The sequence below is a fragment of the Gordonia aichiensis genome, assembly GCF_039946255.1.
Lineage (GTDB): Bacteria > Actinomycetota > Actinomycetes > Mycobacteriales > Mycobacteriaceae > Gordonia > Gordonia aichiensis_A.
Map to the genome: position 1 here is coordinate 89,225 of NZ_JBCDWL010000011.1, position 17,718 is coordinate 106,942.

General features: G+C 70.8%; 12 protein-coding genes. 7 read left to right on the plus strand and 5 right to left on the minus strand.

All coding sequences use genetic code 11. The annotated features are described in order from the left end of the window. Positions 1 to 35 precede the first annotated feature (35 nt). Both AAFO60_RS13975 and AAFO60_RS13980 read right to left on the minus strand, forming a co-directional pair. Positions 36 to 974, minus strand: a complete 939-nt coding sequence (locus AAFO60_RS13975) for a M56 family metallopeptidase (protein WP_347956820.1) — start codon at positions 972 to 974, stop codon at positions 36 to 38. A gap of 50 nt (positions 975 to 1,024) precedes the next feature. Beyond that, positions 1,025 to 1,417 carry a BlaI/MecI/CopY family transcriptional regulator gene (locus AAFO60_RS13980; protein ID WP_347956821.1) on the minus strand — a complete coding sequence of 131 codons (393 nt, stop codon included), beginning with the start codon at positions 1,415 to 1,417 and terminating at the stop codon, positions 1,025 to 1,027. 361 nt (positions 1,418 to 1,778) lie between these two features. Between AAFO60_RS13980 and AAFO60_RS13985 the strand changes: the two genes are divergently transcribed. Beyond that, positions 1,779 to 2,198: a PaaI family thioesterase gene (locus tag AAFO60_RS13985; protein ID WP_347956822.1), complete on the plus strand. Its 420-nt coding sequence runs from the start codon at positions 1,779 to 1,781 to the stop codon at positions 2,196 to 2,198. A gap of 75 nt (positions 2,199 to 2,273) precedes the next feature. On the opposite strand, the gene AAFO60_RS13990 is transcribed toward AAFO60_RS13985, so the two are convergent. Continuing rightward, the gene (locus AAFO60_RS13990) at positions 2,274 to 3,704 is read right to left on the minus strand and encodes an NAD(P)/FAD-dependent oxidoreductase (RefSeq protein ID WP_347956823.1); all 1,431 of its coding nucleotides are present in this window, start codon (positions 3,702 to 3,704) and stop codon (positions 2,274 to 2,276) included. Between the two features lie 91 nt (positions 3,705 to 3,795). Beyond that, positions 3,796 to 4,428: a GNAT family N-acetyltransferase gene (locus AAFO60_RS13995; protein WP_347956824.1), complete on the minus strand. Its 633-nt coding sequence runs from the start codon at positions 4,426 to 4,428 to the stop codon at positions 3,796 to 3,798. A gap of 117 nt (positions 4,429 to 4,545) precedes the next feature. Between AAFO60_RS13995 and AAFO60_RS14000 the strand changes: the two genes are divergently transcribed. From AAFO60_RS14000 to recD, 4 genes are read left to right on the plus strand one after another with little or no spacing between them, the layout of a single operon-like run. Then, complete coding sequence (locus tag AAFO60_RS14000) at positions 4,546 to 4,977, plus strand: acyl-CoA thioesterase (protein WP_347956825.1); 432 nt, start codon at positions 4,546 to 4,548, stop codon at positions 4,975 to 4,977. A 24-nt stretch (positions 4,978 to 5,001) separates the two neighbouring features. Further along, entirely contained in the window at positions 5,002 to 8,373 is a 3,372-nt protein-coding gene (recC, locus tag AAFO60_RS14005) for an exodeoxyribonuclease V subunit gamma (RefSeq protein ID WP_347956826.1), read from the plus strand. Beyond that, positions 8,370 to 11,780, plus strand: a complete 3,411-nt coding sequence (locus tag AAFO60_RS14010) for a UvrD-helicase domain-containing protein (protein WP_347956827.1) — start codon at positions 8,370 to 8,372, stop codon at positions 11,778 to 11,780. Before recC ends, AAFO60_RS14010 begins: the two co-directional genes overlap by 4 nt. Next, the gene (gene recD / locus AAFO60_RS14015; protein ID WP_347956828.1) at positions 11,777 to 13,708 is read left to right on the plus strand and encodes an exodeoxyribonuclease V subunit alpha; all 1,932 of its coding nucleotides are present in this window, start codon (positions 11,777 to 11,779) and stop codon (positions 13,706 to 13,708) included. The genes AAFO60_RS14010 and recD overlap by 4 nt, the downstream gene beginning before the upstream one ends. A 630-nt stretch (positions 13,709 to 14,338) precedes the next feature. Here recD and AAFO60_RS14020 read toward each other — a convergent pair. Beyond that, a complete protein-coding gene (locus AAFO60_RS14020) occupies positions 14,339 to 15,103 on the minus strand; it encodes a PIG-L family deacetylase (protein ID WP_347956829.1) in 765 nt (254 codons plus the stop codon). A 66-nt stretch (positions 15,104 to 15,169) separates the two neighbouring features. Here AAFO60_RS14020 and htpG point away from each other — a divergent pair, with 66 nt between their 5' ends. Together htpG and AAFO60_RS14030 are read left to right on the plus strand one after the other, a co-directional pair. Further along, on the plus strand, positions 15,170 to 17,095 hold the full coding sequence (htpG, locus tag AAFO60_RS14025; RefSeq protein WP_347956830.1) for a molecular chaperone HtpG: 1,926 nt from the start codon (positions 15,170 to 15,172) through the stop codon (positions 17,093 to 17,095). A 3-nt stretch (positions 17,096 to 17,098) separates the two neighbouring features. Continuing rightward, positions 17,099 to 17,578 (plus strand): nitroreductase family deazaflavin-dependent oxidoreductase, encoded by a 480-nt coding sequence (locus AAFO60_RS14030; RefSeq protein ID WP_347956831.1) that lies wholly within the window; start codon positions 17,099 to 17,101, stop codon positions 17,576 to 17,578. Positions 17,579 to 17,718 lie beyond the last annotated feature (140 nt).

A 17,718-nucleotide genomic window follows, 5' to 3' on the forward strand; every position in this document is an offset into this window, starting at 1 on the left:
ACCCTTTCTCGTCGGTCGCGAACGCCGGTGACGGCTCACGAGTGGGACATCAGCCGACTCAGCTCCGTCAGCCACGGGATCGCGACGGCGAGCGTCGGGACCACCAGGATCGCGGCCGCGAGCAGGTACGCGGTCGCCGAGATGCGCCAGGTGGGCCGCAGGTGGGTGAGCCTGCGGACGCGGATCAGCGTGGTCGGTCCGCCGACGGCCATGGCGCCGCGCGGCGCGGTGGCGTCGGCGCAGGCGACGAGCGCGCGACCCAGCGTGGTCGGCGTCGTCGCACGGACGGCCTGGTCGTCGGCGAGTACCTCGGCGAGCAGTTCGACGGCGCCGAGGGCCGATCGGGACCGCACGAACCGGGGGAAGGCCTCGTGGGCCGCGATGAAGGCTTCGAGCACGAGATCGTGCCGGGCGCGCAGATGGGCCCGCTCGTGGGCGATGACGGCCGTCAGCTGGTCGTCGTCGAGCCGGGCGAGGACGCCCTCGCTCAGGACCACGCGGCGTCGCAGTCCCGGCAGGCAGTAGGCGAGCGGGGTGGGCACGTCGAGGATGCGGATGTCGCGCCCGGCGGCGAGACGGCGATCGGCGTTGTCGACGAGATCGATCATCATCCGGTGCGCGTTGCGGCGGGCGCGGGTCCGGATGCCGACGCGCAGCACCGTGTACATCAACCGGGCGCCGACGACGAGGGTCAGGACGAAGACCGACACGTACACGGTCCACAGGAACCAGCCGAGGCGTTCGATCTCGGCGACCGGATTGCTGGTCGGTGCACCGTCGGGTCCGGGCGCGAGCAGGTTGGCGGCGATGGCCAGGCCGGTGCTGAACGCCGACAGGACGGCGGCCAGGGCGATGGACTGCCACAGCGCCATCGCGGCACGGGGAGTGTGCAGCGGCCAGGTGGCGCGTGCGAGCGCCGCCGGGATCGGTCCGACGAGGGCGACGGTGAGGATGCCGAACAGCAACGCGGTCATCGGCGTCGGCGCCTCCAATCGGTCCGGTTCGAGAACTCAGGTCAGAATAGTCAACGGTGGCCGCTGCGGGCGGTTTCGAGCTCATCGAGCGCTTCGCGGAGGGCGGCGGCCTCGTCGGCGCCCACCTTGCCGACGAACGACACCAATGCCGCGTGTCGGGCGCCGGGGGCGTCGGTGCTGCTCAGGGCGTCGACCATCAGTTTGGCAACGAGGTCTTCGCGCGGCGAGGTGGCCTGGTACTTGTGCGCGCGGTCGTCGCGGATCTGCGTGACGAGATCCTTCTTCGTCAACCGCTGCAGGACCGTCATCACCGTCGTGTACGCCAGGGTGCGGCTCTTGGAGAGCTCAGCGTGAACCTGGCGCACCGTCTGCGGTGTCGCCGAAGCCCACAACGTGTCCATCACGGCACGCTCGAGATCACCCAATCCGTTCATCTTCTTCATTCTACGTCGACTCCCAGCTTTCTCCGATTCGTGCCGGTCAACTCGCGTGGCCGGGTCGAATATTCCGACGGGGTCACACCGGTGTAACGAATGCACCGCGGTGTGGGTTCCCGATCGGATCCGACCATGGCCGACCCGCGGGGCAGGGCCGCGTGTTGACACCTGACTAAGGGTAGCCTACATTCAGTGACGTGGATCGCGAGAGTGTCCTGAGGGCTGCAGAGACCCCCGATCCCCGCCGATGGTCCCCGCGCTCGACGATGAGCGCGGGGACCATCGGCGTCACAGGGCTTGCATCCGCTGCGCGGAACCGGTGCCGCGCCGGTGGCAATCGCGGCATCGCGGTGGCAATGTGCACATCATGGACAACACCACCGAGACGATTGATGTGAGCCAGGCCCGAGGTCTGGACAAGCTGCTGGGCTTTCAGGTCACCCACGCCGACGGTGAGGGAGTGCGCGGCACCCTGGAGGTCGCCGACATCCATCACCAGCCCTTCGGCATCACTCACGGCGGTGTCTACTGTGCCCTGGCCGAGAGCGCCGCGAGCATCAGTGCCTTCTGCTGGCTGCAGGAGACCGGTATCGGCGGCAGCGCCGTCGGTGCCAACAACAGCACCGACTTCCTGCGGCCCGTCCGAAGTGGGGTCCTGAGCGTGTCGACCACCCCGATCCACCGCGGTCGTCGTCAGCAGCTGTGGCAGGTCGACATCGTCGACGCCGACGGCCGCTTGGCGGCGCAGTCGCGGGTGCGCCTGCAGAACATCGAGATGCCCGCCTGACCCCGCTGACGCAGAAGGATCCCGGCGCGGCACGATGCGCCGGGATCCTTCGTCAGCGGGTACGGGGGTCAGGTGTCAGCCCGCGGAGTCGGCCGTCGAATCGCCGTCCTGCTCCGACCGCGCGGCCTCGGCCAGCCGCAGCCGCTCCAGATACGAGAGCTCGGTGAGCGCCGACCGCGCATAGACCTGCTGCTCGGTCACCGCCAACTGGGTGCGCCCGCGCGAGCTGAACGCGAAGAACCAGTTGATGAAGGTGTTCAACCGGTTCCGGAAGCCCACCATGTACACCAGGTGCAGGGCCAACCAGCCGAGCCAGGCGAGGTAGCCCTCGGTCTCGAACTTGCGCTTGGTGCCCGGGATCGGCACCTGCATCACCGCGCTGAAACGCGAGACCGTCGCCATCGAGCCCTTGTCGAAGTAGCTGAACGGCTTGCGCTGGTCGGGCGTCTGGCCCTTGTGCATCTCGGCGAGAATGGCGTCGGCGGCGTACCGGCCGCCCTGAATCGCGCCCTGCGCCACGCCGGGGACGCCGTCGACGGCCATCATGTCGCCGACGACGAAGACGTTCGGGTGCCCGGGAATCGCCAGGTCCGGTCCCACCTTGACGCGGCCGGCGCGATCCAGCTCGGTCTCGGACTGGTCGGCGAGCACGCGGCCGAGCGAGCTGGCCTGGACGCCGGCCGACCACACCTTGCACTGGCTCTCGATGCGGCGGGTGGTGCCGTCCTTCTCCTTGACGGTCAGCCCGTCGTAGTCCAGATCGGTGACCATCGCACCCAGCTGGACGTCGACTCCCATGCCCTCGAGCCGCCGCTTGGCCTTGGCGCCCAGCTTGGGACCGAAGGGCGGCAGAACGGCCGGGGCGGCGTCGAGGAGGATGACCTTCGCATCGGTGGAGTCGATGTTGCGGAAGGCTCCCTCGAGGGTCTTCGCGCTCATCTCGGCGATCTGCCCGGCCAACTCGACGCCGGTCGGGCCGGCGCCGATCACCACGAAGGTCAGCAGCTTGCGCTGTTCCTCGGGATCGTTCGACAGTTCCGCCTGCTCGAAGGCGCCGAGGATGCGTCCACGCAGTTCCAGCGCGTGGTCGATGGTCTTCATGCCGGGGGCGTACTCGGCGAAGTGGTCGTTGCCGAAGTACGACTGGTCGGCGCCTGCGGCGATGATCAGATCGTCGTAGGCGGTCTCGGTGACGCGCTCGAGCAGCTGCGAGCGGACCACGCGCGTCGTGAGGTCGATGTCGAAGACCTCGCCGAGCAGGACGCGGGTGTTCTTCTGCTTCCGCAGGATCACCCGGGTCGCCGGCGCGATCTCGCCCTCGGCGATGATTCCGGTCGCCACCTGATAGAGCATCGGCTGGAACAGATGGTGGGTGGTCTTGGCGATGAGCGTGACATCCACGTCAGCTCTCCGGAGGCGCTGTGCTGCGAACAGGCCGCCGAAACCCGAGCCGATGATCACCACCTGACGGCGACGCCGCAGGCTGCTGGGTGGGCTGCTGGTCATTGGCATACTCCTGAGTGCTCATTCAGATGACAGGGAATCGATGGGGCCGACTGCGGTGAACCCCGGCGGTGACCACGGTAGTCCGCCGCGCTCACGCGGGCACTCCGGGTCGGTCGGGGCCGGGTCGCCAATGGTGCCGCCCGCCCGCGACGGGCGCGGTGCCGAGGCGCCGCAGCCAGTCGGTGCGCAGGATCTCGTACTCGATGTCGGCGGCGGTGAACGCCTCGTCGAACTGCTCGCGGTCGAACTGCTCGCGCAGCAGACCGCCGGGCGCCAGCCGCATCCCGAGCTTCTGCATCACCCGCTGGGAGGCGGCGTTGTCGGGATGCGTGCTGGCGAAGATGCGGCTCGCGACGCCGCCGTCGAAGGCCGCGGCGATCACCGCGCCCGCCGCCTCGGTCGCCAGGCCGCGGCCCCACGCCGCCCGCTGCAGGCGATAGCTCAGCTCCAACTCGGCCGTCGCCGAATGCCGCGGCGCCCGCAGGCGCACCCAGCCGACGAAGCGGTCGGTTCGCCGATCGAAGCCCGCCCACAGGCCGGTGCCGTGCCGCTGGAAGTGAGATTGCGATCGCGGGATCACCCAGTCGACGATCGTCGCCGCGGGCGTCGGCTCGCCGCCGGAGACGAAGCGCATGACGGCCGGGTCGGAATCGAGGCGCAGCAGCAGCGGTGCGTCCGCGGGCAACACCGGCCGCAGCCGCAGTCGTCTCGTCCCGATGTCCACCCGGAGAGTCTAGCGACGAAGCCGTCTCTTCGACGGCGACTCGGCAGTCCTCGGCGAGGCGCATGCCCGCCGATCCCGGGGCGCGGGGCTGTCGGGGCCCGACGATAGGCTGCTCTCATGTCCGACACCGCATTCGTGGCCGACCTCCATCTGCGCTGGGGCGATCTCGACCCGCTCAACCACGTCAACAACGTGCAGTTCGCGCGCCTCCTGGAGGAGGCGCGCATTCGCGCGATGCACGCCTGGTTCCCGGACGGTGAACGTGAGTTCGCGATGCTCGTCGCCCGCCAGGAGATCGAGTACACCGCGCCGCTGCTGTACAGCCTCGAGCCCGCCCGCGTCGAGGTGTGGGTGTCGCGGCTCGGCGGTTCCTCGTTCGACTTCGCCTACCGCCTCCGCTCGGCGGAGGGAGCGTTGTCGGCCCTCGCCGAGAGCACCTCGACCGTGATCGACCGCGAGACCGGTCGGCCGATTCCGATTCCGGCTCCCGTCCGCGAGGTGCTCGAGGGCCGGTTCGGCGCCGAGGTCGAGTTCCGGCGCCGTCGCTGACCGGCGACGGCTGAGAGGACGACCATGCTCATTGTGCACCGGTCCGAGAAGACCGGCCTGCTCGTCGACGCGCTCGCACGCACGCTCGCACAGCCGCTGCCAGATCCCATGCAGACCGAGATCGTCGCGGTCCCCGAACGCGGAGTCGAACGGTGGCTGAAGCAGCAGCTGTCGCTTCGTCTGGGCGCGGGTGAGGGCGGCGACGGCATCGCGGCCAACATCGCCTTCGATTCACCGGCCTTCCTCCTGCGCCAGGTGCTGGAGTCCGTCGCGGCCGATCCGGCGGCCGCCGAGGACTGGTTCTCCGACCGGTTGCGCTGGCCGGTGCTCCGAGTGCTCGACGCCCACATCGACGATCCGCGCCTGGCAGTCCTGGCGGCCTACCTCCGTCGCGACAGTGCGCCGGCGGCGCCGGGGCACGGACGTCGCCTGTCGGCGGCGTCGACGATCGCGGGACTGCTGAGCTCCTACGGCTGGCAGCGGCCCACGATGATCGCCGAATGGGCGGCCGGGCACGACACCGACGGAACCGGCGACGCCCTCGCGCCGCACTTGAACTGGCAGCCCTGGTTCTGGCGGCTGGTGCGCGAGGAGGTCGGTCACCCGCACCTGGCCGAGCACCTGCCCGCGGTGCTCGACCGGCTCCGCACCGACCGCGACGCCGTCGATCTGCCCGACCGGCTCGCACTCTTCGGCGCCACCCGGATCCCGCAGACGCTGCGCGCGGTCCTCGGCGCGCTCGCCGAACGGCGCGAGGTCGCGCTGTACCTGCCGCACCCGTCACCCGCCCTGTGGGACTCGGTCGCCGCATCCACCCGGCCGAGCGGGTCCGCGCCGACCCCGCGCGCGGCGCGGATCGCGCCGCGGCCGCGCCACCCGCTGCTGGCCGCCCTGTCCCGCGACCTCCAAGAACTGCAGGAGGTCCTCGCCGGCGGCGACGACGTCCGCCACGATCCGGCGTCCACCGATGCCGACACCCTGTTGTCGACCCTGCAGCGCGGGCTGCGCGAGGACCTGCTCGAGCCGGTCGCGGGGACGAGGGCGGACGGAAGCGTCCAGGTGCACGCCTGCCACGGCCCGGCCCGCCAGGTCGAAGTCCTGCGCGACCGCCTGCTCCACCTGTTCGACGCGGACCCCGGACTCGAACCGCGCGACGTCCTCATCATGTGCCCCGACATCGAGACCTATGCGCCGCTGATCGGCGGATCGTTCGGGCAGGCGGGCCTGGGCCGCGACCATCCCGCGTTCTCGCTGCGCGTGCGCCTGGCCGACCGCGGACTGCGCGCACAGAACGCCGTGCTGGACACGCTGGCCCGGATTCTCGACCTGGCCGCCGGGCGGGTCCGGGCAGGCGATCTCCTCGACCTGGCCGCGGCCGAACCCGTGCGCGCGCGATTCCGGTTCACCGAGGACGACGTGACGACCCTCGACGGATGGGTGCGGCGATCCGGGATCCGGTGGGGCATGGACGACGACGGACGTCGTCGCTTCGGTCTCGGCGGCTTCCCGCAGGGCACCGTGCGGACCGGACTCGACCGCATCCTGCTCGGCGTGATCGCCGAGGAGTCGGAGAACCAGTGGCTCGGCACCGCGCTGCCGCTGTCGGGCATCGATTCGACCGACACCGACCTGGCCGGGCGGTTCGCCGAGTTCGCTCAACGGACCGCGACGCTGATCGACACCGTCTCGCAGCCGCGCTCGACGGGCGACTGGCTCGGGGTGCTCACTGAGGCCGTCGATCTGTTGACCGCGACCGACGCCGAGACCGAGTGGCAACGCGCCCAAGCCGTCGGCATGCTCACCGAAGCGCTCACCGCGCCCGAGGGCGCCGACCAATCGGTGCTCGACCTCGCCGACCTGCGCGATCTGATGGCGCAACTGCTCGCCGCCCGGCCCACGCGGTCGAACTTCTGCACCGGTGAGCTCACCGTGTGCTCGATGGTGCCGATGCGGTCGGTGCCGCACCGGGTGATCGCGGTGCTGGGCCTCGACAGCGGTGCCTATCCGCGGGCGGGCGCGCTCGACGGCGACGACATCCTGCAGGCCACGCCGATGGTCGGGGAGCGGAACATGCGCGACGAGGACCGCCAGGTCTTCCTCGACGCCATCGGGGCGGCGACCGAGACCCTGCTCGTCTTCTACACCGGCGCCGACCCCATGACCGGGGCGATCACCCCGCCGGCGGTCGTCGTCACCGAACTGCTCGACACGGTGCGGACCGTCCTCGGCACGGCGGCGGGCGAACCGACCCCCGTCCTGCACCGCCACACCCTGCACGCCTTCGACGAGCAGAACTTCGTCGCCGACGGCGACGGACCGTTCAGCTACGACGCCGCCCTGCTGCCCGCCGCCCGCACGCTCAGCGCCGTACACCGGTCGGGCGGCCGCGGCCGCGCGATGCCCGTCATCGCCGCCGAGCACCTGCCCGCGGCCGACCGGTCCGGCGACGTCGACCTCGACGAGCTGATCAGCTTCCTGTCGGCGCCGGTCGAAGGTTTCGCACGCCAGCGTCTCGGGGTGGGCCTGACCGACGACGGTGACGATCACCCCGACGAGCTGGCCGTCGGGCTCGACGGTCTGGAACGCTGGGGCGTCGGCAACCGGTATCTGGGCGCGCTGCTCGACGGCGCCGACCCCGGCGCCGCGCAGGGGGCGGAGATGCGGCGCGGCACCCTGCCGCCGTTCGCCTTCGGCTCCCGCGAGTTCGCGCCCATCCGCGACAAGGCGCAGGCCGTCGCGACTGCCGCACACGGCTACCGCGGCGACGCCGCCGACGCCGTCGACATCCGGGTGGATCTGCCCGGCGGACGCCGCCTCTACGGGACCGTCGGCGACGTCTTCGCCGGCCGGCTGGTTCCGGTCAGCTACTCGCGCCTGGGGGCCAAACATCGCCTCGCCGCGTGGATCCGGCTGCTGGCGATCGCCGCCGGCTCGGACCGGACCGTCGAGGAGGCCATCGTCATCGGCAGCGCCTCCGGCCACCGTCCGGCCGCCAAGGTCAGCCGGCTGCGCCCGGACCCCGACGCCGCCGCACTGCTCGAGCTGCTCGTCGGCATTCGCGACGCCGGGCTGACCGCGCCGATCGGGCTGACGCTCGACGCCGCCGAAGCGGCCGCCGCCGAGTTCGGACGCACCGGGCGCGCCGACTCCGCGTTGCGGCGAGCCGGGTGGGCCTACGGCAGCTCGTATGCCGACACCAACCGGTATGCGGGTCTGGTCTTCCACGGCGACCCCGACGCCCCGGTGGGCTTCGAGACCCTCCACGCCTCGATGCCCGCGGCCGATCAGCTCGGCGGCGCCGCCGACCGGCTGCCGGGCGAACCCGCCACCGACATGTATGTGCGTCTGGCCGCCGCGGTGTTCGGTCCGCTGCGCCGGAACGAGGAGGACCGATGACGCAGGAGTCGGCCGTCGACGACTTCGATCTGACGGCGCCGCTGCCGGACGGAACGCTCGTCCTGGAAGCCAGTGCGGGCACCGGCAAGACGTACGCCATCGTCGCACTGGCGGTCCGGTACCTCGCCGAGGGCGTACCGATCTCGCAACTGCTGATGGCCACCTTCTCGAACGCGGCCTCCGCCGAGCTGCGCGACCGCACCCACGCGCGGCTGACCGAATGCGCCGCGGCGCTCAGCGATCCGGGCGCGGAGGCCGCCTCCGACGACGAGCTCGTGTCCTTCCTGGCGGCCGCCGACCCCGCCGAGACGCAGCGGCGGCGCGAGCGCCTGAGCGCCGCGCTCTCCGACTTCGACGCGGCCACGATGACCACCACGCACACCTTCTGCAACCGGATGCTTGCGGCGCTCGGCTTCCTCGGCGGCCGCCAGCAGCAGTTCCCGATCCTGGAGAACGTCGACGACATGGTCGCCGAACTGGCTCGCGACGCCTTCCTGGCGCGGTTCGCCGGCGATCCCGACTCGGCTCCGGCCTACGACGAGGCCGAACAGATCGCCGTCGCCGCGGTCCGCGACCCCGCCGCCGCCCTCGCGCCGGATCGAGACGGTGAACGCACCGACGAGTCCGACATCCGAGTGTGGATCGCGCAGCTGGCGCGCAAGCACACGGCACTGCGCAAGACGCTGGCCCGCGTCCGGACCTACGACGACCTGCAACAGGCGCTGTACACCGTCGTGACCGATCCGACGATCGGCCCCGAGGCGTGCCGGCGCATCCGGGACCAGTTCGCGGTCGTGCTGGTCGACGAGTTCCAGGACACCGACCCGCAGCAGTGGGCGATCGTCAAGAACTGCTTCCACGGGCACCTGCCGCTGATCCTGGTCGGCGACCCGAAGCAGTCGATCTACGCCTTCCGCGGCGCCGAGGTGCTCAGCTACCTCAACGCCGTGGACGCGGCCGGTCAGCGGCGGCGGCTCGCCGTGAACTGGCGGTCCGACCAGGCCGTCGTCGACGGGTTGGGGACGCTGTTCCACGGCGCCACCCTCGGCCATCCCAAGATCGCCTATCACCCGGTTCGCGCTGCGCGTCGCCAGTCACGCCTGCACGGTGCGCCCGCGGTCCGGATCCGCGGATTCACCCGCGGCGACTTCACCGCGTTCACCAAGGACGGGACCACCCCGCTGGTCGGTGCGGTCCGCGACGCGGTGACCGACGACGTCGCCAACGACATCGCATCGACGCTCGCCGGCCGCATCCGCATCGACGACCACGACGGCCCGCGCGCGGTCCGACCCGGCGACATCGCGGTGCTGCTGCGAGCCAATCGGACGATCGAACCGCTCCAACGCGCCCTCGCCGAGCGGGGGATCGCCTCCGTGGTCACGTCGGGCACGTCGATCTTCGCCACGCCCGCCGCCCGCCACTGGCGTTCGGTGCTCGCCGCGATCGACAGCCCCTCGCGGCAGCCCCGCGTCCGGCTGGCGGCGTTGACACCCATCATCGGACTGTCGGCGCAGACCCTCGAACGGCAGGGCGAGACCGGCATCGGCACCCTGGCGGGACAACTGTCCGACCTGGCCCGCGTCTTCGGCGACGGCGGTTTCGCGGCGATGTCGGCGCGACTGTTCGGCGAGTTCACCACCGCTGAACGACTCCTCGCCCTCGACGGCGGCGAACGCCTGCTGACCGACATCCTCCAGCTCGCCGAACTGTGCAACCGGCACGCGGCCGAGACCTCCGCGGGCCTGGGGGCGGTCGCCGACTGGCTGGGCAGGCAGATCGACGACGCCTCGCAGTGGAGTCGCCGGCGCGATGCCACCCGACGACTGGATCGGGACACCGAGGCGGTGCAGATCATGACGGTCCACGCCAGCAAGGGCCTCGAGTTCCCGATCGTCTACGTGCCCTTCGGCTGGGACGGGGCCGGCCACCCGAACCCGGCGACCTTCCTGTTCCACGAGGAAGGCCCGCTCCACGAGGAAGGCGAGATCCGCTACCTCGACGTCGGCGGCAAACGGGCCCGCGGCTACGACCGGCGCAATCGGCGGGCCCGCCTCGAGAGCGCCGGCGAGGACCTGCGGTTGCTGTACGTGGCGGTCACCCGGGCACGCAGTCAGGTGGTGCTGTGGTGGACGCCGTCCACCACCACTGCGCGCGGGGCGCTGCACCGGCTGCTGTTCACCGCGGAGGAACGGGCGATCGCCGCGCGGTCGGGGACCGTGTCGCCGATCCCCGACACGGTGCCCATCCCGGCGGTAGACGCCGAGTGCGTCGCGGTGCTGCGCGCGGTCGCCGCCGCCGGCGATTCGATCACGGTCGAACCCGCCGGCCGGACCGGGTTCGTCGAATGGCATCCCGAATCCGCGCCCCCGACGGTGCCGGAGCTGCGGGTCGCCGTCTTCGGCCGCACCGTCGACCAGCGGTGGCGTCGCACCTCGTATTCGGCGATCGTCGCGGCGGCGCACGCCGCATTCCACGCTCCCGCGCCCACCGCGCCGTCGACGGTTCAGGCCGGCAGCGAACCCGAGGACGTGTTGCGGCCCGACGAACCCGACGACGCCGGAACGCTCGCCGAGGCAGGGGAGGCGGAGTCGGCGGCAGCGGCGGGGTCGACCGGGGAGACGGCCTCGCTGATGAACGGGCTGCCCTACGGAGCGGGATTCGGCACCCTCGTCCACGAGGTGCTCGAGCACGTCGACACGGCCGCCTCCGACCGCGACGCGCACGTGCTCGAGATGTGCCGCCGGGGTGCCGCGGCGCGGGGCGTCGACATCGACGTCGACGTCCTCGCACGCGCGCTGATCGGCGTGCTGACCACACCGCTGGGCTTCGGAGACCTGTGGGGGATCAAGCCGCGCCGACGGCTCGCCGAACTCGACTTCGAGCTTCCGCTGTCGGCGGCGAACGGTGGTTTCGGCCTCGACGCGGTCGGCGACCTCCTGGCACGTCACCTGCCCGCCGACGACCCGCTCGCACCCTATGCGGACCTGGTGCGGACCGTGTCGCCCGAGCGGTTCAGCGGATTCCTGACCGGCAGCATCGACTCGGTCCTGCGCCTGGATGACGACCGCTTCGTCGTCGTCGACTACAAGACCAACCGACTGCGGGCGGGCGAGCTCGCCGTCACCGACTTCGACCGCGCCGCGATGGCCGCGGAGATGATGTCGGCGCACTATCCGCTGCAGGCGCTGCTGTACTCGGTGGCCCTGCACCGGTACCTGCGCTGGCGGCTGCCCGACTACGCTCCGGCCCGGCACCTGGGGCCGGTCCACTACCACTTCGTCCGCGGCATGGCCGGCCCGGACACGCCGCCCGGCTGCGGCGTCTTCGAGTGGAACGTGCCGACCGGACTGGTGCTCGGCATGTCCGAGCTGTTGGCCGGGCGCGGCGAGGGGAGCACGACATGAGCATCATCGACCGCGATCGCGGGCGGCCGCAGCGCGTCGCCGACGGCACCGACCTGCTCACGGTGTTCAACGATGCAGGCGTCGTCGACGCCGCCGACGTGCACGTCGCGCGCCGGGTCGCCGAGCTCTCCGGCGCGCCCGTCCACGAGAACGTGCTGCTGGCCACGGCGCTGGCCGTCCGCGCCGTGCGCAGCGGGTCGACGTGCGTCGAGATCGACCGTCTCACCGAGCTCGCGCCGGCGACCGAGACGGGGGAGCAGCCGCTGCCGTGGCCGTCGTCGACCGACATGCTCACCGCGCTCACCGCATCGCACCTGCTGACCGGATGCCCGACCGGACCGCTGCGCCCGCTGGCGCTCGCCTACTCCGACGACGGCGCGCTGCTGTACCTGCGCAAGTACTTCCGGCAGGAGCAGAGCATTCGCGCGATCCTCGACGCGCGCGCCGCCGGACACCCGGACGTCGACGCCGCGAAACTGGCGACGGCGCTGGACCTGGCCTTCGGTGCGGGCGACACCGAAGGGTACGACCGGCAACGCGCCGCGGCCGCCCTGGCCGCCACATCGTGGACGACCGTGCTCGCCGGCGGACCCGGGACCGGCAAGACCTACACCGTCGCCCGGATCCTGTCGGTGATGGAGACGCTCTTCGACGGGGATCTGCGGATCGGGCTGTGCGCGCCCACCGGGCGTGCGGCCGCGCAGTTGCAGACGGCGATCGGCGAGTACCGGCGCGAACACGAGGCCCTGCACACGGACCCGGCGGCCGTCACCGTCCACCGCCTGCTCGGCTCACGGCCCGACGGCACCTTTCTGCGCGGCAGCGGGAACCGGCTCCCGTACGACGTCGTGGTCGTCGACGAGACGTCCATGCTGCCGGTCACGATGATGTGTCGCCTGCTCGAATCCCTGCGCGCCGACACCAGACTCATCCTCGTCGGCGACCCGCACCAGCTGGTGTCGGTGGAGGCGGGCGCCGTGCTCGCCGACCTCGTCGACCGCGACGGCGGGGCTCGGAGCGAGGCCGATCAGGAGTCGGCGCGCGACGGGTTCGCCGGCCTGCCCGACGCGTTCGTCGCGGCGGCCGACGTGCACGAGGGCGATTTCGATGCGGCCGAACGCCTCGCGCTCGGCCGCGGCGTGGTCACCCTGCGTCGCGGGCACCGGTACGGCGACCGGATCGGCGAGGTCGCCGAAGCGGTGAACGCCGGTGACGCCGACCGGGTGCTGGCCTTGATCGGGCGCGGACCGGACGGTGATCACCCGGTGCGGCTGCTCGACGTCGACGACGAGGACGCCGTGCGCGGCGAGGCGGTCGGGTGGGCCGGCGCCATGCGGTCCGCGGCCCGGGCCGGCGATGCGCGGGCCGCCGTGCGCGCACTGCGCGGGCATCGGGTGCTGTGCGCGCACCGCGACGGTCCGTACGGTGTCGGCGGGTGGTCGCGGCGGGTGATCGAGTGGATCGCCGAGGATCTCGGCGGCGGCTTCGGCGGCGGCTTCGGCTGGGGTTGGGCCGCTGGAGAACCGCTGCTGGTCACCGCCAACGATCGCGCTCAGGACGTGTACAACGGAGACTCCGGCGTCGTCGTCGACGATCCCGAGCAGGGGCTGACCGCAGTGTTCGAGCGCGGTCACGAGATCAAGAAGCTGCATCCCAGCCAGCTCGCCGATGCGGTCCCGGTGTATGCGATGACGATTCACCGCAGCCAGGGCAGCCAGTTCGGGACGGTCACGGTGGTCCTGCCGCCGCCCGACGCCGAACTGCTCACGCGCGAACTGCTGTACACCGCCATCACCCGTGCCGAGCACGAGGTGAACATCGTCGGCACGCCGGAGGCGCTCCGCGCCGCCGTCGGCCGCCGCGTCGCCCGCGCCTCCGGCCTGCGCACCGACCTGACCGAGCTCGTCCCGCCCCCGCCGACCGCCTGACCGCCGAGCCCTTCCGGGGGGGCTGTCCCAGGGTGGTCGACACCGTGGGGGGTGGTGATCGTCTTCAGGGTGGTCGAGTAGCCCGCGAACGTAGTGAGCGAGCGTATCGAGACCCCGGTGTGGGGACGGTCGTCTCGATGCGCTCCGTCGCTTCGCTCCTGCGCTTACTCGACAACCCTGGTGGTGGCGGTCTTTCCAGGTCCTCGGGAACCCTGGGGATGACGGGCCTTCCCAGGGTGGTCGACACCGTGGGGTGGTGGGCCTTCCCAGGGTGGTCGAGTAGCCCGCGAACGTAGTGAGCGAGCGTATCGAGACCCCGGTGTGGGAGCGGTCGTCTCGATGCGCTTCGTCGCTTCGCTCCTGCGCTTACTCGACAACCCTGGGGGGCTGGGCTGTCCCAGGTCCTCGACAACCCTGTAGGGGTGGTGGGCTGTCCCAGGGCGGTCGACAACCCTGGGGGCTGCGGGCCTTCCCAGGGTGGTCGAGTAGCCCGTGAACGGAGTGAGCGAGCGTATCGAGATCCCGGTGCGGGAGCGGTCGTCTCGATGCGCTTCGTCGCTTCGCTCCTGCGCTTACTCGACAACCCTGGGGGGCTGGGCCGTTCCAGGTCCTCGACAACCCGGGACTCGATCAGAGCAGCTCGGCGCCGCCCGGCACGAGGTCGCGGCGCAGGTACGACTCGGTTCGCAGGAACAGGCGCTGCTGGTCGGGCGGCAGCGAGGCGAAGTCACGCATCGACGCGCTGCGCGCCATCTCCGTCTTGTGCGAGGTGATCGCACGGATCTTGCAGCCGACGCAGTCGCCGACGTCCACGATCACGTCGATCGCCGCGGCGGGCGTCCCGTCGATGGGCAGGTGCGAATCATGCTCGAGGTACGGCTTGATCCGGCTGACGGTGGTCGCCGGAATGGTGATGAAGTACAGCGATGAGACCTGCCACGGCGGGCCGAGCTCGGGGTGATAGGCCGCCAGCGGAGCGGCGTCGGCCGCCGCGCAGGCCAGTCGATTGGCGTGGATGTGATCGGGATGCCCGTACATTCCGTACGCGTCGTAGGTGACGATGATCTCCGGCTGGAGCTCCCGCACGTGGGCGACCAGTGCCGCCACCTGTTCGTCGAACGGGGCGTGGATGAAAGCCGTTGCGCCGGGAGCGGATTCAGGGACGAAACTGTCGGCGTACCCGAGCATGATCGGTTCGCGCGTGAGCCCGAGTTCACGGCCCGCGTCGAGCAGTTCGCGGTGGCGATGAGTGCCGCGCACCCAGGTGCAGGTCACCAGTGAGGTGTCGCCGCCGCGTCGGGCATGACGAGCGATCGTTCCGCCGGTCCACAACGACTCGTCGTCGGGATGTGCGTGAACGAACAGGGCACGAGGGATGCCAGACACGCTTCCCACCCTACGCGTGCGCGCCCCGGTAGACTCAGCGGCGCAAAATCAGCACAACGGACAGGAGTAAACGCGGTGACCTCGCAGGTGTACGAGTTCCAGGCCCAGGCACGGCAATTGCTGGACCTGATGGTCCACTCGATCTACTCGAACAAAGACAGCTTCCTGCGGGAGCTGGTCTCGAACGCCTCCGACGCGGTCGACAAGCTCCGGCTGGAGGGCCTGCGCGACAAGGACCTCGACGTCGACATCTCCGACCTGCACATCCGACTCACCCCGGACGCGACGGCGCGGACCCTGACCGTGTCCGACAACGGCATCGGCATGACCCGCGACGAGGTCATCGACCTGATCGGCACCGTCGCCAAGTCGGGCACCGACGAACTGCGCCGGAAGCTGGCCGAGAACGACGCCGCCGACGCGAGCGACCTCATCGGGCAGTTCGGCATCGGCTTCTACTCGGTGTTCATGGTCGCCGACCGCGTCGAGCTCGTCACCCGCAAGGCCGGCCACGGCGTCGGCACCCGCTGGGTCTCCACCGGCGACGGCACCTACACCCTCGACGACGTGGAGAACGCCCCGCAGGGCACCTCGATCACGCTGACGCTCAAGCCGGTCGACGAAGAGAACGCCGTTCACGACTACGCCGATCAGCACGTGCTGCGCGGCCTGGTCAAGAAGTACTCCGACTTCATCTCGTGGCCCATCCGGATGACCGTCACCAAGACCACGCCGGGCGAGGGCGAGGACGCCGAGCCGACCGTCGAAGAGGTCGACGAGACCCTCAACTCGCAGAAGGCGCTGTGGGCGAAGACGCCCAGCGAGGTCTCCGCAGAGGAGTACGCCGAGTTCTATCGGCACGTCTCGCACGCCTGGGACGATCCGCTGGAGACCATCTCGCTGCACGCCGAGGGCACCTTCGAATACCAGGCGCTGCTGTTCATCCCGACGCAGGCGCCCTTCGACCTGTTCATGCGCGAACGGTCCAGCGGCATCCACCTGTACGTCAAGCGCGTCTTCATCATGGACGACGCCGCCGAGCTGATGCCCGAGTACCTGCGCTTCGTGCAGGGCGTCGTCGACGCCGCCGACCTGTCGCTGAACGTCTCCCGCGAGATCCTCCAGCAGGACCGACAGATCCGCGCGATCCGCCGCCGCCTGGTGAAGAAGGTCATCGCCGCGGTCCAGGACCTGCAGACCCAGCGTCCCGAGGACTACCAGACCTTCTGGGCCAACTTCGGCCGCGTCTTCAAGGAAGGCCTGATCAACGATCAGGACAATGCTCAGGCGATCCTGAAGGCGTCCGTCTTCGCCTCCACGCACAGTGAGACCGAGCCGACCACGCTCGCCGATTACGTGACCCGGATGGCCGACGGCCAGGACGTCATCTACTACATGACCGGCGAGTCGCGGACCCAGATCGAGCGGTCGCCGCACCTGGAGGCCTTCGCCGCCAAGGGCATCGAGGTGCTGCTCCTGTCGGATCCGGTCGACGAGGTGTGGGCGTCGTCGATCCCCGAGTTCGACGGCAAGGCCTTCGTCTCGGTGGCCAAGGGCGTTGTCGATCTCGACGGCGACGACGAACAGTCCGACGACGAGGACAAGGCCAAGCGCGAGGAGGAGTTCGCGCCGCTGCTCACCTGGCTCGGCGAGACCCTGTCCGACGACGTCTCGACGGTGCGGCTGTCGAACCGGCTCACCGAATCGGCGGCCTGCCTGGTGGGCGACGCGTTCTCGATGACCCCGCAGTTGGAGAAGCTCTACCGGGCGTCCGGTCAGCCGGTGCCGCACAGCAAGCGGATCCTGGAGCTCAACCCCGACAACGCGCTCGTCACCGCACTGGCGGGCAAGTTCGCCGCCGAGGGCGACGACCACAGCGCCTTGGAGCCCACGGCGAAGCTGGTGTACGCCACCGCGGTCCTCGCCGAGGGCGGCGACCTGGAGGACCCGGCGCAGATCGCCAAGCTCCTCGCCGAGACGCTCACGGCGAATCTCGGCTGACACATGGGGATCATCACCCGGCTGGCGATCCTGATCGGATCGATCACCTGGCTGCCGAAGTACCTGCCCTGGATCGTCAAGCTCGACAAGCTGGTTCAGAAGGTCTCCGGCGGCCGGGTCGATCTGCTCCGGATCGCCGGCCTGCCGGGGATCACGCTCACGGTGGCGGGCCGCAAGAGCGGCGTGCCCCATTCGACGACGATGCTCGCCGCACCCGACGGCGACGACTGGCTGGTCGCGGGCTCGTACTTCGGCGGACCCAAGACCCCGGCCTGGGTGTTCAACATCCGCGCGGCCGACGTCTTCGACGTGCGGGTGCACGGCGTCAGCACACCGATGTCGGCCAGCGAGTTGTCGGGCGCGGCGCGCGAGGACGCCTGGAACAAGCTCCTTGCCGTCTGGCCCAACTTCACCATGTACGAGGAGCGGACCACGCGGGTCATCCCGCTGTTCCGGTTGTCGCCGGTCGAACAGACGCGGTGATCCCGCGCCGTTCGGACCCAGTTCCCCGCTGAGGGGACACAGGGTTCGTGGGCGGGGTGTGGGGCCTCACCGGTGACGTCTATCCGATCTGTCACCGCACCGATCTGCCACCTCGCGCGATCTGCCACCGCCTGCCGTGC